The sequence below is a fragment of the Nonomuraea sp. NPDC001684 genome, assembly GCF_053596515.1.
The window spans coordinates 1-18,545 of record NZ_JBSFGJ010000172.1 but is presented as its reverse complement, the minus strand read 5'-3'; the positions used below and the strand labels follow the sequence as shown (position 1 = coordinate 18,545).

At 70.1% G+C, this 18,545-nt stretch carries 18 protein-coding genes and 1 pseudogene; 9 read left to right on the top strand and 10 right to left on the bottom strand.

The genetic code is table 11. The features are described 5' to 3' along the window. The 3 genes from ACWCSD_RS27080 to ACWCSD_RS27070 all read left to right on the top strand — a co-directional run. Positions 1-419, top strand: a 419-nt coding sequence (locus tag ACWCSD_RS27080) for a roadblock/LC7 domain-containing protein (RefSeq protein WP_449918899.1), incomplete at its 5' end; no start/stop codon positions are given. 19 nt (positions 420-438) lie between these two features. Continuing rightward, positions 439-843 carry a DUF742 domain-containing protein gene (locus tag ACWCSD_RS27075; RefSeq protein ID WP_055507219.1) on the top strand — a complete coding sequence of 135 codons (405 nt, stop codon included), beginning with the start codon at positions 439-441 and terminating at the stop codon, positions 841-843. A 7-nt stretch (positions 844-850) separates the two neighbouring features. Beyond that, on the top strand, positions 851-1,402 hold the full coding sequence (locus ACWCSD_RS27070; protein ID WP_352350489.1) for a GTP-binding protein: 552 nt from the start codon (positions 851-853) through the stop codon (positions 1,400-1,402). 49 nt (positions 1,403-1,451) lie between these two features. Here ACWCSD_RS27070 and ACWCSD_RS27065 read toward each other — a convergent pair whose 3' ends face one another. From ACWCSD_RS27065 to ACWCSD_RS27055, 3 genes and pseudogenes are all read right to left on the bottom strand, one after another. Then, positions 1,452-2,225 carry an ABC transporter ATP-binding protein gene (locus ACWCSD_RS27065; protein WP_358283706.1) on the bottom strand — a complete coding sequence of 258 codons (774 nt, stop codon included), beginning with the start codon at positions 2,223-2,225 and terminating at the stop codon, positions 1,452-1,454. Positions 2,226-2,330: 105 nt separating this feature from the next. After that, the gene (locus ACWCSD_RS27060; RefSeq protein ID WP_449918896.1) at positions 2,331-3,125 is read right to left on the bottom strand and encodes an FAD-dependent monooxygenase; all 795 of its coding nucleotides are present in this window, start codon (positions 3,123-3,125) and stop codon (positions 2,331-2,333) included. Between the two features lie 92 nt (positions 3,126-3,217). Continuing rightward, positions 3,218-3,562, bottom strand: a pseudogene (locus tag ACWCSD_RS27055) (FAD-dependent monooxygenase); the annotation flags it as partial. Between the two features lie 142 nt (positions 3,563-3,704). Here ACWCSD_RS27055 and ACWCSD_RS27050 point away from each other — a divergent pair. Beyond that, positions 3,705-4,139 carry a pyridoxamine 5'-phosphate oxidase family protein gene (locus ACWCSD_RS27050; RefSeq protein WP_364324477.1) on the top strand — a complete coding sequence of 145 codons (435 nt, stop codon included), beginning with the start codon at positions 3,705-3,707 and terminating at the stop codon, positions 4,137-4,139. Here the strand turns inward: ACWCSD_RS27050 and ACWCSD_RS27045 are convergent. From ACWCSD_RS27045 to ACWCSD_RS27035, 3 genes are read right to left on the bottom strand one after another with little or no spacing between them, the layout of a single operon-like run. Then, positions 4,126-4,956 carry an ABC transporter permease gene (locus tag ACWCSD_RS27045; protein ID WP_449918892.1) on the bottom strand — a complete coding sequence of 277 codons (831 nt, stop codon included), beginning with the start codon at positions 4,954-4,956 and terminating at the stop codon, positions 4,126-4,128. The genes ACWCSD_RS27050 and ACWCSD_RS27045 overlap by 14 nt on opposite strands. Further along, positions 4,953-5,771, bottom strand: a complete 819-nt coding sequence (locus ACWCSD_RS27040) for an ABC transporter permease (protein WP_397162542.1) — start codon at positions 5,769-5,771, stop codon at positions 4,953-4,955. The genes ACWCSD_RS27045 and ACWCSD_RS27040 overlap by 4 nt, the downstream gene beginning before the upstream one ends. Further along, complete coding sequence (locus ACWCSD_RS27035) at positions 5,768-6,643, bottom strand: ABC transporter substrate-binding protein (protein ID WP_358283719.1); 876 nt, start codon at positions 6,641-6,643, stop codon at positions 5,768-5,770. The genes ACWCSD_RS27040 and ACWCSD_RS27035 overlap by 4 nt, the downstream gene beginning before the upstream one ends. A gap of 765 nt (positions 6,644-7,408) precedes the next feature. Here ACWCSD_RS27035 and ACWCSD_RS27030 point away from each other — a divergent pair. The 4 genes from ACWCSD_RS27030 (at position 7,409) to ACWCSD_RS27015 (ending at position 11,643) form a co-directional block, all read left to right on the top strand. After that, positions 7,409-10,231: a sensor histidine kinase gene (locus tag ACWCSD_RS27030; protein WP_397162543.1), complete on the top strand. Its 2,823-nt coding sequence runs from the start codon at positions 7,409-7,411 to the stop codon at positions 10,229-10,231. Beyond that, positions 10,228-10,650: a roadblock/LC7 domain-containing protein gene (locus ACWCSD_RS27025; RefSeq protein WP_020546542.1), complete on the top strand. Its 423-nt coding sequence runs from the start codon at positions 10,228-10,230 to the stop codon at positions 10,648-10,650. Before ACWCSD_RS27030 ends, ACWCSD_RS27025 begins: the two co-directional genes overlap by 4 nt. A gap of 71 nt (positions 10,651-10,721) precedes the next feature. Next, positions 10,722-11,069: a DUF742 domain-containing protein gene (locus ACWCSD_RS27020; protein WP_352350491.1), complete on the top strand. Its 348-nt coding sequence runs from the start codon at positions 10,722-10,724 to the stop codon at positions 11,067-11,069. Positions 11,070-11,076: 7 nt separating this feature from the next. After that, a complete protein-coding gene (locus ACWCSD_RS27015; protein WP_352350291.1) occupies positions 11,077-11,643 on the top strand; it encodes a GTP-binding protein in 567 nt (188 codons plus the stop codon). A gap of 25 nt (positions 11,644-11,668) precedes the next feature. Here the strand turns inward: ACWCSD_RS27015 and ACWCSD_RS27010 are convergent, their stop codons facing one another. Genes ACWCSD_RS27010 through ACWCSD_RS26995 form a run of 4 tightly spaced genes read right to left on the bottom strand, consistent with a single transcriptional unit; the run spans position 11,669 to position 15,240 of the window. After that, positions 11,669-12,673, bottom strand: a complete 1,005-nt coding sequence (locus ACWCSD_RS27010) for a methyltransferase (protein ID WP_358283726.1) — start codon at positions 12,671-12,673, stop codon at positions 11,669-11,671. 16 nt (positions 12,674-12,689) lie between these two features. Beyond that, the gene (locus ACWCSD_RS27005) at positions 12,690-13,481 is read right to left on the bottom strand and encodes an ABC transporter permease (RefSeq protein ID WP_397162544.1); all 792 of its coding nucleotides are present in this window, start codon (positions 13,479-13,481) and stop codon (positions 12,690-12,692) included. Next, positions 13,478-14,254: an ABC transporter permease gene (locus tag ACWCSD_RS27000; protein ID WP_397162545.1), complete on the bottom strand. Its 777-nt coding sequence runs from the start codon at positions 14,252-14,254 to the stop codon at positions 13,478-13,480. Before ACWCSD_RS27000 ends, ACWCSD_RS27005 begins: the two co-directional genes overlap by 4 nt. Continuing rightward, complete coding sequence (locus ACWCSD_RS26995; RefSeq protein ID WP_397162546.1) at positions 14,254-15,240, bottom strand: ABC transporter substrate-binding protein; 987 nt, start codon at positions 15,238-15,240, stop codon at positions 14,254-14,256. The genes ACWCSD_RS27000 and ACWCSD_RS26995 overlap by 1 nt, the downstream gene beginning before the upstream one ends. Before the next feature lie 461 nt (positions 15,241-15,701). Here ACWCSD_RS26995 and ACWCSD_RS26990 point away from each other — a divergent pair, with 461 nt between their 5' ends. Next, complete coding sequence (locus tag ACWCSD_RS26990; protein WP_449918887.1) at positions 15,702-18,515, top strand: nitrate- and nitrite sensing domain-containing protein; 2,814 nt, start codon at positions 15,702-15,704, stop codon at positions 18,513-18,515. Positions 18,516-18,545: the final 30 nt, after the last annotated feature.

Here is an 18,545-nt window from a genome sequence, read left to right as displayed (position 1 = left end):
GAGAGATGAGCCAGGGAGCGCGTGGCATCAGCTGGCTGATCACCGACTTCGTGAACAACGTGCCGGGCGTCGCGCACACCGTCGTGGTGTCGTCCGACGGCCTGCCGCTGGCCTTCTCGGAGGGTTTCCCCAAGGACCGGGCCGACCAGCTCGCCGCGGTCGCCTCGGGCGTGATCAGTTTGACGCAGGGCGCCGCGCGGGTCTTCGAGGGCGGCATGGTCACCCAGACCGTCATCGAGATGCAGCGCGGGCTGTTGATGATCATGTCCATCAGCGACGGGTCCTGTCTGGCCGTCCTCGCGGCTCCCGACTGTGACATGGGCCTCGTAGCGTACCAGATGACGCTGCTGGTCGAGCGCGCCGGTCAGGTGCTCACCCCGGCCGTACGCGCTGAGCTGCAAGCGGCCCGCCCCCGCTAGCGGGCGGTGACAGGAGATCATGGTGTCAGGTCAGGGTTGGGCTGGTGATAGCACTCCGCCGCATCCGGCGGCCCCTCGTCCGCAGAAGCCGAGTTCCCTGGTACGGCCCTATGCCGTGACCGGGGGGCGCACCGCGCCGCGGATGAAGTTCGCCATGGAGGCTTTGGTGTCCTCCGTGACGTCGGAATACCAAGACATTTCCCTACTGAGTCCGGAGTATCAGGCGATCATTCAGCTGACCCGGAACGTCCGGTCGGTTGCCGAGATCTCCGCCCTTTTACGCCAGCCCCTTGGTGTGGTCCGGGTGCTGATCGCCGACATGGCGTCGGAGGGCCTGATCCGCGTGCACCAGCCTGCGCTGGACGCGGGAAAGCCGGACCTCAACTTGCTCGAAAGGGTGCTCAGTGGACTTCGCAGGCTCTAGCCCCGGTCTGACCTCGACGAAGATCGTCGTGGCCGGGGGCTTCGGCGTGGGGAAGACGACGTTCGTGGGAGCGGTCTCGGAGATCCTGCCGCTCACCACGGAAGCGGTCATGACGGACGCCTCGGCCCACGTCGACGACGTCTCGCTCACGCCGAACAAGACGACCACGACCGTGGCGATGGACTTCGGACGTGTGTCGCTGGATCGCGACCTGATCCTCTACCTGTTCGGCACCCCCGGACAGCACCGGTTCTGGTTCATGTGGGACGACCTCGTGCGCGGCGCGATCGGCGCCGTCGTCCTGGTGGACACGCGCCGTCTGGCGGACAGCTTCCCCGCCATCGACTACTTCGAAGAGGCCAAGCTGCCCTTCGTCATCGGCATCAACGGCTGGGACGGCCAGTTCGCCCACGCGGAGGACGAGATCCGCGAGGCGCTGTCCGTCGGCGGGCACATCCCGATCGTCCGCCTCGACGCCCGCCAGCGCGACGCGGTGAAATCCACCCTGATCACGCTGGTGGAGCACGCGCTCACGCGCCACTCCCACACGCCGGTATAGCCCGACGCGCCCCGGGCGCCCGGCTTGAGGCCGGGCGCCCGTCCGCGCGTCAGACGGTGGTGGCGTGGCCGCGCACCAGGCGGCCGACCTCGGCGCGCAGGTGCACGAAGTCGGGGTGCTCGCGGGTGGTGATCTGGTCGCGCGGCTCGGGCAGGTCGACCTTGAGGTCGCCGACCACGTGCGCGGGGGCCTTCGACAACACCACGACGCGGTCGCCGACGTAGACGCTCTCGTCGATGTCGTGGGTGATGAGCACGATCGTCATCTGGTGGTGGCCGCGCACCTTCAGCACGAGGTCTTCCAGGTCTTCGCGGGTCTGGGCGTCGACCGAGCCGAACGGCTCGTCCATGAGCATGAGCGAGGGCCGGTAGGCCAGCGCCCGCGCGATCGCCACCCGCTGCTGCATGCCGCCGGAGAGCTGGAACGGGTACTTCTTCTCGGCGCCCTGGAGCCCGACCGACTCCAGCGCCTCCTGGGCGGCCTCGCGGCGCTGCTGCTTGTCCATGCCCCGGCGGCGCAGCGGCAGGGCCACGTTGTCGGCCACCGACATCCACGGGAACAGCGAGCGGCTGTAGTCCTGGAAGACCACCGCCAGGTTGTCGGGGGTCTGCCGCACCAGCTCGCCCTCGACCCTGACCTCGCCGCCGGTCGGCCTGATCAGCCCGGCGATGGAGCGCAGCAGGGTCGACTTCCCGGCTCCCGACGGCCCGACGATGCACAGCAGCTCGCCCGCGGCGACGCTCAGGTTGAGCCCTTCGATGGCGTGGTGAGCGTTGGGGCCACCGCCGCCGTACACGTGGGAGAGGTTCTCTATCTCGAGCATGGATGTCCTAGGGGGCGAGGCCGCGAGCGGAGGACCGACTCGGGAAGCCGGAAATGTCGGTATGGCTCTACGGTGTCGGATCTTACCCTTGAGTCTTCGCGGCTGTCATGGGATGCGTAGGCTCCACGACTCCCGCTCGTTCAGCGCCCGGACGTCGGCGTCGGAGATGCGCCGCTGCGCCCCGGCCATGGCGGCCAGCTCGGCCTCCGTCAGCACGTCGGCGATGTCGGCGAACCCGTCGGGCGCGCGCTCGGTCACCAGCCCGATCGTATCCTCGATGGGCAGCGCCCGATGCGCCATCACCAGCGCCGACGTGGGCGGACGCCGTTCCTCCTCGTACGCCTTGAGCGCCGTGACCGGGTCGCCGGACGTCGCCAGGCACCGGGCCAGCACCCGCGCGTCGAGCACCGCCTGCGAGCCGCCGTTCGAGCCGATCGGGTACATCGGGTGCGCGGCGTCGCCCAGCAGCGTCACCCGGCCCTCTCCCCAGACCGGCAGCGGGTCCCGGTCCACCATCGGGTACTCCAGGATGCGCGGGGAGGCCGCGAGCAACCCCTGGACGTCGGCCGGCCGGTACCGCCAGTCGGCGAAGTGCGCGGCCACCTCCTCCAGCCGGCCCGCGCGCGACCAGTCGGCCTCCGCGGCGACGCCGGGCTCGGCCACCTTGACCTCGGCCACCCAGTTGACCAGCCGGGGGTTGCGGGCCGAGATGTGGTAGGTGACGAACTTCCCGGCCCGGTTGGAGCCGCCCACCAGCACGGTGGCGCCGTCCAGGACGCGGTCGGCCTCGGCCACCCCGCGCCACATCCTGATGCCGGACCACAGCAGCGGGTCGTCCGACGGGTGCAGCAGCGCCCGCACCGTGGACTGCACGCCGTCCGCGCCGACGAGCACGTCCACGCGTTCCTCCACGAGCTCGCCGCCCCGGGGAGCCGGACGAGGACCTGCTCGCCGTCCTGCTCGAAGCCCTCCAGGCGGACGCCCGTCCGCACCGGGACGGCCCGTTCCTCGACCGCGGCCAGCAGCGCCATCTGCAGCTCGCCCCGGTGGATGCTGTACTGCGGCCAGCGGTATCCGGCCGAGCGCCCGCGCGGCAGCGCCAGGATCACGTTGCCGTGCCGGTCGGCGAAGGTCATGAAGGTCGTCTCCACGCCCAGCGCGGCCAGCTCGCCGGCCAGCCCCAGCTCGGTCAGCTCCCGTACGGCGTGCGGTTGCAGGTTGATCCCGACGCCGAGCGGCCTCAGCGTGGCGGCCGCCTCCACGACCACGCACTCCAGCCCGGCCGCCGCCAGGCTGAGCGCGGTGGTGAGCCCGCCGATCCCGGCGCCCACGACCATCGTCCTCACGTCGCCCCCAGTGGTCTCGATCCGGTCCCACGCGTCCCTGACGGGGAACATGACGATAAGTTTCTCGCCCTTTGCAGGCCGAAGACCAGAGTTATCCCATTAACCTCGTTCCTATCTGGGTGTGAGGTGTGTGATGCGCGGATTCAGTGACGGGGAGTTCGCCTACCTGCTTGAGCACGACCTGGCGCGGCTCGCCACGGCGGGAGCCGGGGGAACGCCGCACGTCGTGCCCGTGCGGATCCATCTCCAGCCGGACCGCGGCATGATCGCGGTCGGCTCCCGCCTGCTGCCCGGCGGCGTGCGTCCCCGGCGGTACCGCCGGGACGTCAGGGACAACCCCGAGGTGTCGCTCGTCGTGGACGACTTCACCGAGGACGGGCCGCGCGGCGTCCTCGTCCAGGGGGTCGGGCGGGTCCACGCCAAGGGCGGCGAGCGGCTGAAACCCGGGTACGAGCCCGTATGGGTGGAGATCATGCCGCTGGCCGTCGCGTCGTGGGGCATCGACTCGGGCGCCTACGAGCCGCCGCGCAGCCGCCCGGTCGCCGCCGGCACGTTCACTGCTCCGTGAGCCGCTGCGCGCCGAGGTGCCAGGCCAGCACCCGCCGCTCGGCCACCAGGAACAGCTCGTTGAGCAGGTAGCCCAGCACGCCGAGCAGCACGATCCCGGCCCACATCGCGGGCAGGTCGAACGTCGAGTACGCGGTGGTGAGCTGGAACCCGATGCCGTTGGAGGCCCCTGGCAGCAGCTCGGCGAAGACCATGACGATCAGCGACAACGACAACGACAGCCGCAGCCCGGCGAACATCTTCGGCAGCGCCGACGGCAGGACGACCCGCAGCAGGCGCTCGGTCCCCGACAGCCGGAACACCCGCCCGGTGTCCAGGTGCAGCGGATCGACCGCCCGCGCGCCGTCGGCGGTGTTGAGCAGCACCGGCCACACGACGCTGAACGTGATGAACGCCAGCTGCATGCGCAGCCCGAAGCCGAACACCACCAGGAACACGGTGACCAGCGCGGGCGGTGGGATCGCGCGCAGGAACTGCAGCACGCCGTCGAGATAGTCGTAGACCCGCGCCGACAGCCCGAACGCCAGCCCGAGCAGCACCCCGGCCACCGCCCCGCCGGCGAACCCGGCGGCCATCCGGCCCAGGCTCGGCAGGACGTCGTCCACCGCCGCGCCGGTCAGGAACAGGCTGCCGGGCGGGCCGGAGAACCACATCTGGTGCATCCGGGCCACGATCGTCGTCGGCGGCGGGAAGAACGAGCTGCCCGCCAGCCGCGTGCCCGCCTCCCAGGCCAGGACCAGCACGGCCAGCACGGCCACCCGGAACGCCGTGCCGCGCGTGCGGTCGCGGGCGGACGGCCGGCGCCGGGCCCCGGTCACGACCCCTCCGTCAGCCGGGCGTGGTGCCAGCGGAAGGCGCGCTGCTCGGCCGCCACCAGCAGCGCGTTGACCAGCACGCCGAACAGTCCCACCCAGAACACCCCGGCCAGGATGTCGGTCATCCTGGCCGGGACCGCGATCCCGGCGAAGAAGATGAACACGCCGATGCCCTCCCCGCGCCCGGCCACGATCTCGGTGCTGACGGTCAGGATGAGCGCCACGGACGCCGCCAGCCGCACGCCCGTGGTGATGAACGGCGCGGCCGACGGCAGGCTGACGCGCAGCAGCACCGACAGCGGGCCGAAGCCGTAGGAGCGCAGGGTCTCCTTGGCGACGGGGTCGACGCCGCGCAGGCCGTACATGGTGTTGTAGAGGATGGGCCACATGGCGGCGTAGAGCACGAGCGTGACGCGGAGCTGCAGGCCGGTGCCGATCACGAGGGCGACCAGCGGGATCAGCGCCACCGACGGGATCGGCCGCAGGAACTCCACCACCGAGCGGGTGGCGGCGTCGATCACCGGCACGCTGCCGAGCAGCAGGCCGAGCGGCACCGCCACCAGCACCGCGAGCCCGAGCCCGAAGGCCCAGGCCAGCAGGCTGGTGCGGGCGTGGGTCAGGAAGGCCGGATCGGCGAGCAGCGCCAGGCCACGCCCGACGATCCGCGTGGCCGGCGGCAGCACCTCGGCGTCCACCAGCCCCGACCGGCTCAGCAGCTCGACGAGGACGGCGAAGCCGGCCGCCCCCGCCGCCCGGCGCGACCACCGCGTGGCGGCGCCGGCCGGACGGCGGACGACGGCCGTCGCGGTGCTGCTCACCCCGACGTCGTCGGCGACATCAACGTCTTGACGTCGATCTCCTTGCCCAGCCACTTGGCCTCCCACATCCAGTCGGCCACCCGCTGCAGCCGCACCGGGTTGTCGGAGCTGGAGAAGTAGGGGAAGGTGACCGTCGCCGCCGTGGACGCGTCGATCTGCGTGAAGTTCGGCAGCACCTTGGCCACCACCTCACGGTTGTTCTCCATCAGCTTGGCCGCGTTGTGGATGGCCCGCTGGAAGGCCGCCGCCGTCCTCGGGTTCTTGTCGTACCAGTCCTGGGTGCTGATGTATCCCGAGATCGGGAACTCCGCCGCCGGCCCGGAGGCCGGGTCGAGGATCTTGCGCGCGCCCATCGACGAGGTCGCCGCGGTGACCTGCGGCTCGCCCAGGTAGGCGGCGTCGATCTGGCCGCTCTTCCACGAGGCCATGATGTTCTGGAACGTCACGGGGACGTACTTGATCGTGCCGGGGTCGATGTTGTTGGCCTTGAGCACCTGGGTGAGCGCGAGCTCCTGGAAGTTGTGCAGGACGTTGACGTTGATCGTCTTGCCCGCGAGGTCCTTCGGCGTCTTGATGGGGGAGTTGGGCAGCGCCATGATGCTGAGCGAGTCGGGGGCGGCCCGCGAGCCCTCGGCGAGCACGTGGATCTTGATCGCCCCCTTGTCGTGCGCCTGGAACATCGACACGTAGTTGCCGAACATGGCGTCGATCTCGCCGTTGACCAGCATGGGGATCGCCTCGGGGGCGGCCTGGACGACCTGCGGGGTGACGTCGAGACCCTCCTGCTCGAAGAGCTTCTGGTCGATGGCGACGTAGATGGCGGCACTGTCGATGGCGGGCAGGGTGGCGATCTTGAGCTTCGTCTTCTCCAAGGCGCCGCCGCCGCCGTTCGCGGAGGCGGAGGGTGGTGCGCTGGCGGTGGTTGAGCCGCCGGTGCTGCACGCTACGGCGCCTAAAGTCACAGCGAACCCGATGATGGCGGCCTTGGCGGAGCGGCCAAGCCTCATGTCAGGGACTCCCTTCAAGACGTGGAGCCGGGGGGACCGGGTGGCTGAACTGCCCCCGGGGCTGAGTGCCTGACGAACAAGCAGGAATCGACCGTAGCACCACATTGGCAGTCATTATCAAGAAAATGACTCTTGTGGTTGCAATGTCCGTTTGCCGCTCTATCGTAAATAGAGGCGTGAGATGTCTTTGTCCGTTTTGGGAAAGAGGGTGGCGACCGGGGCTTCTGTTACTGGTGGGACTAGCTGACCTGGATCGTTCCGCGGGCGGAAGGGGGCTTGCGGAACACGTTTCGGCTGCCCGTTTTTGCAGGTAAACGGCGGTCTACCAATTTTGTCACAATTTTTGGACAATCCGGGATATAAGCCTCAGAGGGGCACTATAGGTGGTTGGTCCTGACCGGCACCTGTGCTCAAATGGCCCTCATCTCGATTGTACATATTGCCCCACGTGCATTTACCTGCATGGTCTTCGAGAATTCCCCTCCGGGGCGAGAGGTTGCGAGGCAAGTGAGAACGCAGAGCGCTGAAGCTTCCGCTGACCGCGAGCCGCACGGGCACCAGAAGCGACGGCCGCCCAAACCTGCTTCTAACAGGTTCGGATTGGGCAATTGGCACGTACGATCGCGCCTCGTGGCGTTGATCGTCGTACCCACGGCTGTCGCGGTGGGCCTGGGCGGGCTGAACGTGATCACCTCCCTCAGGGACGCCGACACCTACCAGACACTCAGAGAGGTGGCCGAGCTCAGCGAGCAGCTCGGCGCCGTCACGCACGAACTGGCCTTCGAACGGGACGAGACCGCTCTCTACATCGCCCAAGGCCGTCCGGAGAGCCGCGCGGCCCAGCTCCGCACCACCTACAGCGGGGTCGACAACCTCATCGACGAGGCCAAGGTGCGGGCCGGCGCCCTCACCGACACCCACGCCGACTCCGTACGCCCGGTGCTGCGCCGCCTGGAGGAGATCCAGACCCTGCGCGACACCGCCGTCAAGGGCAAGATCCAGCCGCTGCCGATGATCCAGAAGTACTCCCAGATCATCGCCACCCTCCTGCAGTTCCACGACCAGGTGGGACAGGTCGCGGTGGACGACGACATCTCCCACAGCGCCAGCTCCATGGCGGCCATCGCGCGCGCGAAGGAGCAGGCGTCCAAGCAGCGCGGCATCCTGGCCAGCGCCCTGGACAAGAAGAGCTTCGACAGCGGCGAGCTCGACGCGCTCTCCGACGCCAAAGCGCGGGAGGAGAGCGAGGAGACCCTGTTCGCCACCCTCGCCAGCATCGACCAGCTGGAGCTCTACCGCGACACCGTGGTGGGCAGGGACGTCGACCAGACCGACCTGTTCCGGCTGCGGGCCATGGCCCAGTCCGTCGAGGCCAAGCCCCTGAGCATCGGCGTACGGCCGGACAAGGACGTCGGCACCTGGTTCGACGTCAGCACGGGCAAGATCGACGCCCTGCGCAGCGTGGAGAAGTCGCTGGCCTCCTCGGTCATCCTGCGGGCCCGCGCCCTGGAGGAGGCGGCCAACCGGTCGGCGCTGATCTCCGGCGTGCTCATCATGATCCTGCTGATCGTGGTGCTGATCATCATCACCTTCATCGCCCGCTCGCTCATCAGGCCGCTGCGCAGGCTGCGCGGCGAGGCCCTGGACATCGCCGGCAAACGCCTGCCGGAGACCGTGCGGGCGCTCCGCGAGGCGGGTGACGGCAAGGTCGGGCCCGTCCCGCCGATCGGGGTGGACACCCACGACGAGATCGGCGAGGTGGCGCGCGCCTTCGACGAGGTCCACCGCGAGGCGGTCCGGCTGGCCGGCGAGGAGGCGCGGCTGCGCTCGAACGTCAACGCGATGTTCGTGAACCTGTCGCGGCGCAGTCAGACGCTGGTGGAGCGGCAGATCACCCTGATCGACGGTCTGGAGCAGGGCGAGCAGGACGAGCAGCGGCTCGGCAACCTGTTCAAACTGGACCACCTGGCCACGCGTATGCGGCGCAACAGCGAGAACCTGCTGGTGCTGGCCGGTCAGGACCCGCCGCGGCGCTGGAGCCAGCCGGTCAAGCTGGTCGACGTGGCCCGCGCCTCCCTGTCGGAGGTCGAGAGCTACGAGCGCGTCGTGCTCCAGGTGCCCGACGGCGTGTCGGTGGCCGGTCAGGCCGTCAACGACGTCATCCACCTGCTGGCCGAGCTGGTGGAGAACGCGCTGTCGTTCTCGCCGCGCGAGACCCGGGTGGCGGTGTCGGGCAGCAGGATCGACGGCGGCGGCGTGATGTTGTCGATCACCGACTCCGGCATCGGCATGACCCCCGAGGAGCTGGCCCAGGCCAACGACCGCCTCACCGACTCGCCCAGCGTCGACGTGTCGGTCTCGCGGCGGATGGGCCTGTTCGTGGTCGCCAGGCTGGCCCACCGGCACGGCATCAGGGTGCAGCTCCGTCCGCACAGCTCGGGCGGGCTGACCGCCATGGTGCTCGTCCCGGAGAACATGCTCGGCACGCAGCCGCCCGGGTTCGCGGGCATGCAGCCGGCGGCGGCCGAGAGCACGTCCGGGAGCGAGCCGTACGTGGGGCCGCACGCGGCGCCCCCGGCCACCGACTGGCCGCCGATCTCGGCTCCGCCCGAGGCCGACTGGCCCGCGGCCGCCTCCGCCGCCGGGGCCGACTGGCCGCCCGCGCCGCCCGCGCCGGGAGCCGACTGGCCGCAGGCGCCGCTCACGCCGGCGGCCGACTGGCCGCAGGCGCCCCCGGCCGCCGGACAGGACTGGCCGCGGCCCACCTACCAGATGGGCCCCGCGCACCCGTCGTACCCGTCGAACCCGGAGGCGGGGGGCAACTGGCCGCAGTGGCCCTCGTCCGACGGCTGGCCCTCCGACCCGCACGGCGGCGGCTTCGACAGCCACGACATCTGGTCGCCGCCGCGCAACAACGGCGATCGCGGGCTGCCCAAGCGTCCCGCGGCCGAGCCGCCGCCCCCCTGGAAGCAGGACGGCTTCCAGCGCCCGCGGCCCGACTTCCCCGAGACCGAGTCGGCGGCCACCGGCCCGATCCCGCCCGTGCCGCCCGCCTCCGCCGGGGACGACTACCTGCCGATCTTCGCCGCCGTCGAGTCGGCCTGGTTCGGACGCGACGAGGGCGGCTGGGGCTCGACGAAGGCCGACGCCGGCTGGAGCGCCGCCGAGGCGGCGGCCGAGCCGGCCCGCGACGGCACGACCGCGGCCGGCCTGCCCAAACGGGTGCCCAAGGCGAACCTGGTGCCCGGCTCGGCCGACACCTCCGCCTCGCCCAAGGGCGTGTCCCCGATGCCCTCGGTCTCGCCGGACCGGGTGCGGAACAGGTTGTCCAGCTTCCAGCAGGGCTTCCGGGCGGCCCGCGACGACATCACCGGGGGCAAGGCGTTCCAGCCGGGCCCTCGCGGCTCCTACAACGGTGAAGCCCACAACAGTGAAAGAGAGGAGGGCGCATGAACGACCTGAGCCACGCGGCGCGCGGAGTCGACTGGTTGATCACCGACTTCGTCAGCACGGTCCCCGGTGTGGCACATGCGGTGGTCGTCTCGTCCGACGGGTTGCCGCTTGCGGCCTCGTCGGGTTTTCCGGCTGACCGGGCCGACCAGCTGGCCGCCATCGCGTCGGGGCTGGTGAGCCTGACGCAGGGTGCGGCCAGGGTGTTCGAGGGTGGTGCGGTCAACCAGACGATCGTGGAGATGCAGCGCGGGTTGATGCTGATCATGTCGATCAGTGACGGCTCGTGCCTGGCGGTGCTGGCGGCTCCGGACTGCGACATGGGGCTGGTGGCGTACCAGATGACCTTGATGGTGGATCGCGCCGGTCAGGTGCTGACCCCGGCGGTGCGGGCCGAGCTGCGCGCCAGCCAGACCAGGTGATGTAGGTGACGGACCAGAGATGGAACAGCGGCGGCTGGGCGCCTCCGCCCAAGCCACAGCCCCAGTCGCAGCTGCACCCCGACCCCGCCTCGCCCGTCCGCCCGTACGCGGTGACGGGTGGGCGGACGGCGCCCAGGGTCAAACTGGCGATGGAGGCCCTGGTGTCGTCGGCGACGGCCGAGCACCGGGAGTTCTCGCACATCACGCCGGAGTACCAGGCGATCAGCCAGCTGTGCAGGCAGGTCAGGTCCGTGGCCGAGGTGTCGGCGCTGCTGCGGATCCCGCTGGGCGTGGTGCGTGTTCTGATCGCCGACATGGCGGCCGAGGGCCTGGTCCGCGTGCATCAGCCACAGCTGGACGCCGGCAGGCCGGACGTTAATCTGCTCGAAAGGGTGCTCAGTGGACTTCGCAGGCTCTAGCCCCGGCTTGACTTCAACGAAGATCGTGGTAGCCGGCGGTTTCGGGGTGGGCAAGACGACGTTCGTCGGCGCGGTCTCCGAGATCATGCCGTTGACCACCGAGGCGGTGATGACCGACGCCTCCGCGGGGATCGACGACCTGGGCATGACGCCCCTGAAGTCGACCACGACCGTCGCGATGGACTTCGGCCGCGTCTCGCTCGACCGTGACCTGATCCTCTATCTGTTCGGCACGCCGGGCCAGCACCGGTTCTGGTTCATGTGGGACGACCTGGTGCGCGGCGCGATCGGCGCGGTCGTGCTGGTGGACACCCGCCGCCTGGCCGACAGCTTTCCCGCGATCGACTACTTCGAGGAGGCGCAGCTGCCGTTCGTGGTGGGCGTCAACGGCTGGGACGGCCAGTACCCGCACAGCGACGCCGAGGTCCGCGACGCCCTCACGCTGGCCCCCCACATCCCGCTCGTCCGGCTGGACGCGCGCTCCAAGGACGCCGTCAAGAGCGCGCTGATCCAGCTGGTCGAGCACGCCCTGTCGATCAGGATGGCGGTGCCGGGCTGGAGCGGCGGCAGCTGATCCGGCCCGCCGCCGCCCCTCGCGCTCAGCGGGGCCGGGCCTCGATGAGGCTGGCTCCCGAGCCCAGCTCGACGACCTCGGCCAGGCGCAGGTCCGCCCGGTCGAGCAGTGCCGTGTACTGCTCCCGGCTGCGCTCGGCGCCGCCGTCGAAGATCGCCAGCATCCGCATGTCGATGTCCTTGCCCAGGTGCGGCGCCTCGTCGTCGGGCAGCACCACCTCCAGCACCAGGACGCGGCCGCCGGGGTTCATCGCCCGGCGGACGTTGCGCAGGATCGTGACCGCGTCCTCGTCGTCCCAGTTGTGCAGGACGCTGGCCAGCAGGTAGACGTCGCCGCCCGCCGGGACCTCGGTGAAGAAGTCGCCGGTGACGACCTCGCTCCGCTCGCCCAGCCCCTCGGCGGCCAGCAGCTCCCTGGCCCGGTCGGCCACGTGCTCCAGGTCGAACAGGATGCCGCGCATGTCCGGGTTGGCGTGCAGCACCGTGGCCAGGATGTGGCCCTTGCCGCCGGCCACGTCCACCATGGTCGCGGTGGCCGGGAAGTCGTACCGCTTGGCCAGGCCCTCGGTGAAGGGGATCGCGCGGGCGGTCATGTAGTCGTCGAACAGCTTGCCCGCTCCGGGGTTGGCCGCCAGGTAGTCGTACAGGTGGCCGTAGCGGGCGGCGAAGGCCGAGCCGCCGTCGCGGACGGTCGCGGGCAGGTTGCCCATGGCGTGCCAGAAGCCCTCCTCGCCGAGCATCCTGATCGACGAGCGCACCGAGTCGGGCACGTCCGAACGCAGCGCCGTGCCGCGCTCGGTCAGGTCGAACGTGTCCGGCCCGGCGCCGCGGACCACGCCCATCCCGGCCAGCTCGCGCAGCACGCGGCGCAGCCGGGGGGCGTCGGCCTCGCAGCGGGCGGCCAGGTCGGCGGTGGTGAGCGGACCGTGGGCGAGATGGTCGGCCAGGCCGAGCTCCGCCATGGTCAGCAGAGCGGCGAAGCGCGAGATGTCGGCCACGGCCCCCCAAAGGAGGTCATCCGAGTGGGGCATGGGGTCCTTCCAGAAGTCAGACGTTGCGGTTGGCCTGCCGGTGCCACACCAGCAGGCGGCGCTCGGCCAGCACGAACAGCGAGTTCACCAGGTAGCCGAGGATGCCGAGCAGGGCGATCGCGGCCCACACGCCGGGCCCGTCGAAGCTGCGCTGGGCCTGCAGGAGCTGGTAGCCGATGCCGTCCGTGCTGCCGAACAGCTCGGAGATCACCATGAGGATCAGCGCCAGGGACAGGCTCAGCCGCAGCCCGGCGAAGATCTTCGGCGAGGCGGCGGGGAGCACGACGACGCGCAGGCGCTGTGCCTTGGACAGGCCGAACACGGTGGCGGTCTCGGTGTAGGTGCGGTCCACGGCCCGGACGCCCTCGATCGTGTTGAGCAGCACCGGCCAGATCACGCCGAAGACGATCGTGGCGAGCTGCATGCCGAGCTGCGCGTACTCGGTGCGCGCGAACAGCGCGACGAACAGCGGCAGCAGCAGCGGCGGCGGGATCGCCCGGCCGAACTCGAACAGCGCGTCCACGTAGTCGGTTGCCGCCTTGGAACGGCCGAGCGCCACGCCGAGCAGCACCCCGAGCAGCGAGGCCAGGATCCAGCCGCTGAACATGCGGCCGAGGCTGGGCAGGATGTTGCCGATCGCGTCTTCGGTGAGGAACAGGTGGGAGACGGGCCCGGAGAACCACATCTGGTACATGCTGGTGACGATGGTGAGCGGCGGCGGGAAGTCGCTGTCGTCGATGAGCCGCCCGAGCAGCTCCCAGACGACCAGCACGACCGGCACCACCCACAGCCTGGACAGCCGCCTCACGACTCCGACGCTCCCATCCGGACGCGGTGCCAGCGGAACAGCCGCCGCTCGCCGGCCAGCAGGACGAGGTTCGCGAACACCCCGAACGCCCCGGCCCAGAACGTCGCCGCCATGATGAGGTCCATCCGGTTGCCGCTGCCCGCCTGGATCGTGTAGACGCCGATCCCGGCCGTGCCGCCGGCCAGCAGCTCGGCGCTGACCGCGAGCACGAGCGCGATGCCGGCCGCGATCCTGATGCCGGTCGCGACGAAGGGGGCGGCGCTCGGCAGGCTGACCCGGGCCAGCACGGCCAGGCGGCCGAAGCCGAAGCTGCGCAGCGACTCCTTGGCCAGCGGGTCCACGTCCTGCATGCCGTACAGCGTGTTGATCAGGATCGGCCACATGGACGCGTACACGATGACCGAGACCTTCATCAGGCCGTCCACCGGGATCAGCAGGATCGCCAGCGGGATGATCGCCACCGAGGGGATCGGGCGCATGAACTCCAGCAGCGGCCGGATCGCCCGCTCCACCGGCGGCACCGCCCCCAGCAGCACGCCCAGCGGCACGGCCACGACGATGGCGGCGAGCAGGCCGAGCGCCCAGTTGGTGAGGGTGGTGGCCAGGCCCTCCGTGAACACCGGGTCGGCGAGCAGGCGCACGGCTTCGTACAGGATGACGGAGGGCGCCGGGAAGATCACGCCGTCGCTCAGCGCGAAGCGGATGACCAGCTCACCGGCGATGAGGAACCCCGCGGCGCCGGCGGCGCCGCGGAGCAGACGCGCGGTGTTCATCAGCTTGCAGGGGCGGCGATGACCGACTTCACGTCGACCGGGCTGGTGAGGTACTTGTACTCCAGCATCAGGTCGGCGACCTTCTGCAGCCGGTTCTCGTTCAGCTCGCTCGGGTACGTGCCGAGCGTGATCACCGAGGCCGTCTTGGCGTCGATCTTGGTGTACTTCGGCAGCGTCTCCTCGATGACCTTGCGGTCACTGGAGGCGAGCTGCTGCGCCTTGGCGATGGCCCGCTGGAAGGCGGCCAGCGTCTTCGGGTACTTCTGCACCCAGTCCTCGGTGGCCATCCAGCCGGCGATGGGGAAGTCCTCCGTCTGGCCGGTCATGGTGTCGGCGAGCTTGCGGAAGCCGAAGGCGCTCTGGTTGGCGGTGATGAAGGGCTCGGTCATCCAGCCCGCGTCCGCCTGCCCGGTGTTGATCGCGTTGCCCTGCTCCGGGAACGGCTTCTCCACGAACTTCACGTCGGTGTCGGCCAGACCGGCCACCTTGAGCTGCGTCTCCACGGCCAGGGTGGCGATGTTCCTGAGGTTGTTGACGTAGACCGTCTTGCCCTTGAGGTCCGCCACCGTCTTGATGGGGGAGTCCTTCGGCACCATGATGTTGAACGTGTTCGGCGCGGCCTGGTACATGTCCGCGACCAGCTTGATCTTCTTGCCCTTGCTCACCGCGAGGAAGGTCGAGACGTAGTTGGTCTGCGAGATGTCGAGCGCGCCGCTCTCGATCTGCGGCAGCGCCGCCGCGCCACCGGTGATGGTGACCGGCTCGACGGTCAGTCCCTCTTCCTTGAAGAAGCCCTTTTCGTTGGCGAGATAGACCGACACAACGTCGGGCACGGGGAGGGCGCCGACCTTGATGGTGGTCTTCTCCAGGCCCTTGCTGTTGGCCGAGCTCTTCGCGGTCTCGCCGCTGCCTCCGCCGCAGCCGGCAAGGGTGAGCGCCAGAGCCACGCCGACGACAATGGCGTGACCGCGCATAGTGCGTGTCATGGGGGGTTCTCCTACCAGGGGGAAGTTCCGGAGATCGGCACGGGATGCCGGGCGTGAAGCGTACCGGAGCCGACTTCGGATCTACAGCGCTATGCCGCGTATATGTTGGTTTATCGCGAAAATATGACAAATCGGCGCTATAGATGTAAATCAGAAGATTAAGTATGTTTAGTGGCGATATGTCCGTATTGGGACGGTGGTTGCGCTCCGTGTGCGCTGGTATGCGACGTGAAGGGAGTGCGATGTGGAACGGTTGAAAACCACCGAAACGTTGGCCTAAGTATGAGGTTTGTGCTCAAATTGGGCCTCGAACTTGCCTGCGATCACTCGTCCGCGTGACGAAGCCGCTGATTCCCCCTGAAGCAGGCCATGGCGAGAGGTTGCCACCAGTGAGGACAACAACGACCGGATCCGGTCGTGGCCGGGCTCCGGACGCCCCGGAAAAGGCCGCGGACGGCGAGGTGCGGCAAGCCCACGCGCCCAAGGCGGGCAGCCCGTTCGCCCTGCGCAACTGGCGCGTGCGTACCCGCCTCATCGCCCTCATCGCCATTCCCACCCTCGTGGCCGTCGTCCTCGGCGCCCTGCGGGTCACGACCTCGATCAGCAGCGCCCAGCAGTACCAGGACATCAGCAGCGTGGGGACCCTGGTCGCACAGCTCGGCGAGCTCTCCCGCGACCTCGGGCTCGAACGCGACCTGGCCACCCGCCACGTCGCCACCAACCGCGGAGCCTCCGACGAGCAGCGGTTGCAGAGCCAGCACGAGATCGTCGACAAGCGCATCGCCGGCACCCTTGAGGCGGGGAAGAAGTCCGAGACGGCGCTGTCCGACCTTGGCAGGAAGTCCCTCGACCACATCCGGATCCGGCTCGGCCAGATCCCCACGATGCGCAAGGCCGTCGCCGAGACCAAGCTCGGCCCGCTGCCCACCAGCGAGAAGTACTCCGAGGTCATCGCCGAGCTGCTGCAGCTCTACGACGAGCTCGGCCAGGGCTCCACGGACGAGGAGATCATCGCCACCAGCGCGGCCCTGCGCGCCGTCGCCCGCGCCGAGGAGGAGGCCTCCAAGCAGCGCGGCCTGCTGACCAGCGCCCTGATCAGGGGCTCGTTCGAGGAGCCGGAGTACAACGCCTTCCTCGACGCCCGCTCCCGCCGCAACAGCGAGCGGGACTCCTTCCGCGCCGTCGCCACGCCCGCGCAGCGCCAGTTCTACGACAACACCGTCGCCAGCCTGAAGATCGGCCGCGCCGAGTTCTACGCCAGCCGCGCGGTGCTGCTGCACAACGCCAACCAGTCACTGCGCCGGCTCGACACCTCGACCAGGGACGACACCGACCAGTGGTTCCAGTCCATCACCGAGACCGTCGAGCGCCTGCACAGCGTGCAGAAGTCGCTGTCGGAGCAGATCGCCACCCGAAGCGCCGACATCGCCAGCAGCGACCGGCAGGTCGCCGCGATCAACATCGGCATCGTGGTGGGCCTGCTCGTCCTGGTCCTCGCGATCACCGCCCTGATGGCCGGCTCGCTGGTGCGCCCGCTGCGCCGCCTGCGCTCGGACGCCCTGAAGATCGCCGGCCAGACGCTGCCCGACCTGGTCCGGCAGCTGCGCAACACCGACGTCAGCCCGGAACAGCTCCAGGTCCCGCCGATCGAGGTCAACTCCAAGGACGAGATCGGTGAAGTCGCCCGCGCCTTCGACGAGGTCCACCGCGAAGCCGTCCGGCTGGCCGGCGAGGAGTCCAGGCTCCGCTCGAACGTCAACGCGATGTTCGTGAACCTGTCGCGGCGCAGTCAGACGCTGGTGGAGCGGCAGATCACCCTGATCGACGGTCTGGAACAGGGCGAGCAGGACGAGCAGCGGCTCGGCAACCTGTTCAAGCTGGACCACCTGGCCACGCGTATGCGGCGCAACAGCGAGAACCTGCTGGTGCTGGCCGGTCAGGACCCGCCGCGGCGCTGGAGCCAGCCGGTCAAGCTGGTCGACGTCGCCCGCGCCTCCCTGTCGGAGGTCGAGAACTACGAGCGCGTCGTCCTGGAGGTGCCCGAGGGCGTCTCCATCGCCGGCCAGGCCGTCAACGACGTCATCCACCTGCTGGCCGAGCTCATCGAGAACGCGCTGTCGTTCTCCCCGCGCGAGACCCGCGTCCCCGTCTCCGGCAGCAGGATCGACGGCGGCGGGATCATGCTCTCCATCAGCGACTCCGGCATCGGCATGACCGGCGAGGAACTGGTCCAGGCCAACGAGCGCCTGACCGACGCCCCCACCGTGGACGTGTCGGTCTCCCGCCGCATGGGCCTGTTCGTGGTCGCCAGGCTGGCCCACCGGCACGGCATCAGGGTGCAGCTGCGCCCGCACGGCTCCGGCGGCCTGACCGCCATGGTTCTCATCCCCGAGACGCTGCTCGGCGCGCAGCCCGCCGCGGCCGCCGGGGCGGGCGGCAACACCGCCGCCACGACCGCCCGCGAGGACGCCTTCGCCGCCTCCCAGCCCGTCGCCGGGGCCCAGCAGTGGCCCGGCGCCGCGGGCTTCGGGCTCGCCCCCGGGCACCCGTCCTACCCGTCGTACCCGTCCGAGCCGGCCGGCGGGTCGTGGCCGTCGCTGCCGAACTCGCTGCCGTCCTCGATGTCGTCGTCCATGCCGTTCGCGATGCCGCAGTGGCCCTCGACGGAGTCGACGAACACCGGCTCCGACTGGCTGCCGGACTCGTCGTCCGACGTCTGGGTGTCCTCGCGCGGGCCGGTCACCGGGGAGCACGCGCCGCCGCAGCGCGGCCTGCCCCCCGAGGAGCCCCGCGCCTGGTCGGCTCCGCCGCAGGAGACGTCGCCCGCGTCCAAGTACGACTACCCCGAGACCGAGTCGGCGGCGACCGGCCCGATCCCCGTCGTCAAGCCCGCCTCCGGCGGGGACGAATACCTGCCGATATTCGCCGCGGTGGAGTCGGCCTGGTTCGACCAGGGCGAGCCGAGCGCCACCTGGGGCTCGGCCAAGGCCGACGCCGGCTGGAACGCGGCGGCGTCCGTGGTGGAGCCCGTACGCGACGGCTCGACAGCCGCCGGGCTGCCCAAACGGGTGCCCAAGGCCAACCTGGTGCCCGGATCGGCGGACACGGCGTCCGCGCCCAAGGGCGTGGCTCCCATGCCGTCGGTCTCGCCCGACCGGGTGCGCAGCAGGTTGTCGAGCTTCCAGCAGGGCTTCCGAGCAGCGCGTGACGACATCAGCGAGGGCAGGACATACCAATCCGGCCCGAGGAACGACAGTAGGGAGGAGGGCGCGTGAATGACCTGAGCCACTCGGCGCGCGGAGTCG

What these genes read in the sequence shown, in the direction of transcription:
- ACWCSD_RS27075 (WP_055507219.1), top strand. Translation starts at nt 439, where the DNA reads ATGGTGTCAGGTCAGGGTTGGGCTGGTGATAGCACTCCGCCGCATCCG.
- ACWCSD_RS27065 (WP_358283706.1), bottom strand. Translation starts at nt 2,225, where the DNA reads ATGCTCGAGATAGAGAACCTCTCCCACGTGTACGGCGGCGGTGGCCCC.
- ACWCSD_RS27050 (WP_364324477.1), top strand. Translation starts at nt 3,705, where the DNA reads ATGCGCGGATTCAGTGACGGGGAGTTCGCCTACCTGCTTGAGCACGAC.
- ACWCSD_RS27025 (WP_020546542.1), top strand. Translation starts at nt 10,228, where the DNA reads ATGAACGACCTGAGCCACGCGGCGCGCGGAGTCGACTGGTTGATCACC.
- ACWCSD_RS27010 (WP_358283726.1), bottom strand. Translation starts at nt 12,673, where the DNA reads ATGCCCCACTCGGATGACCTCCTTTGGGGGGCCGTGGCCGACATCTCG.
- ACWCSD_RS27000 (WP_397162545.1), bottom strand. Translation starts at nt 14,254, where the DNA reads ATGAACACCGCGCGTCTGCTCCGCGGCGCCGCCGGCGCCGCGGGGTTC.
- ACWCSD_RS26995 (WP_397162546.1), bottom strand. Translation starts at nt 15,240, where the DNA reads ATGACACGCACTATGCGCGGTCACGCCATTGTCGTCGGCGTGGCTCTG.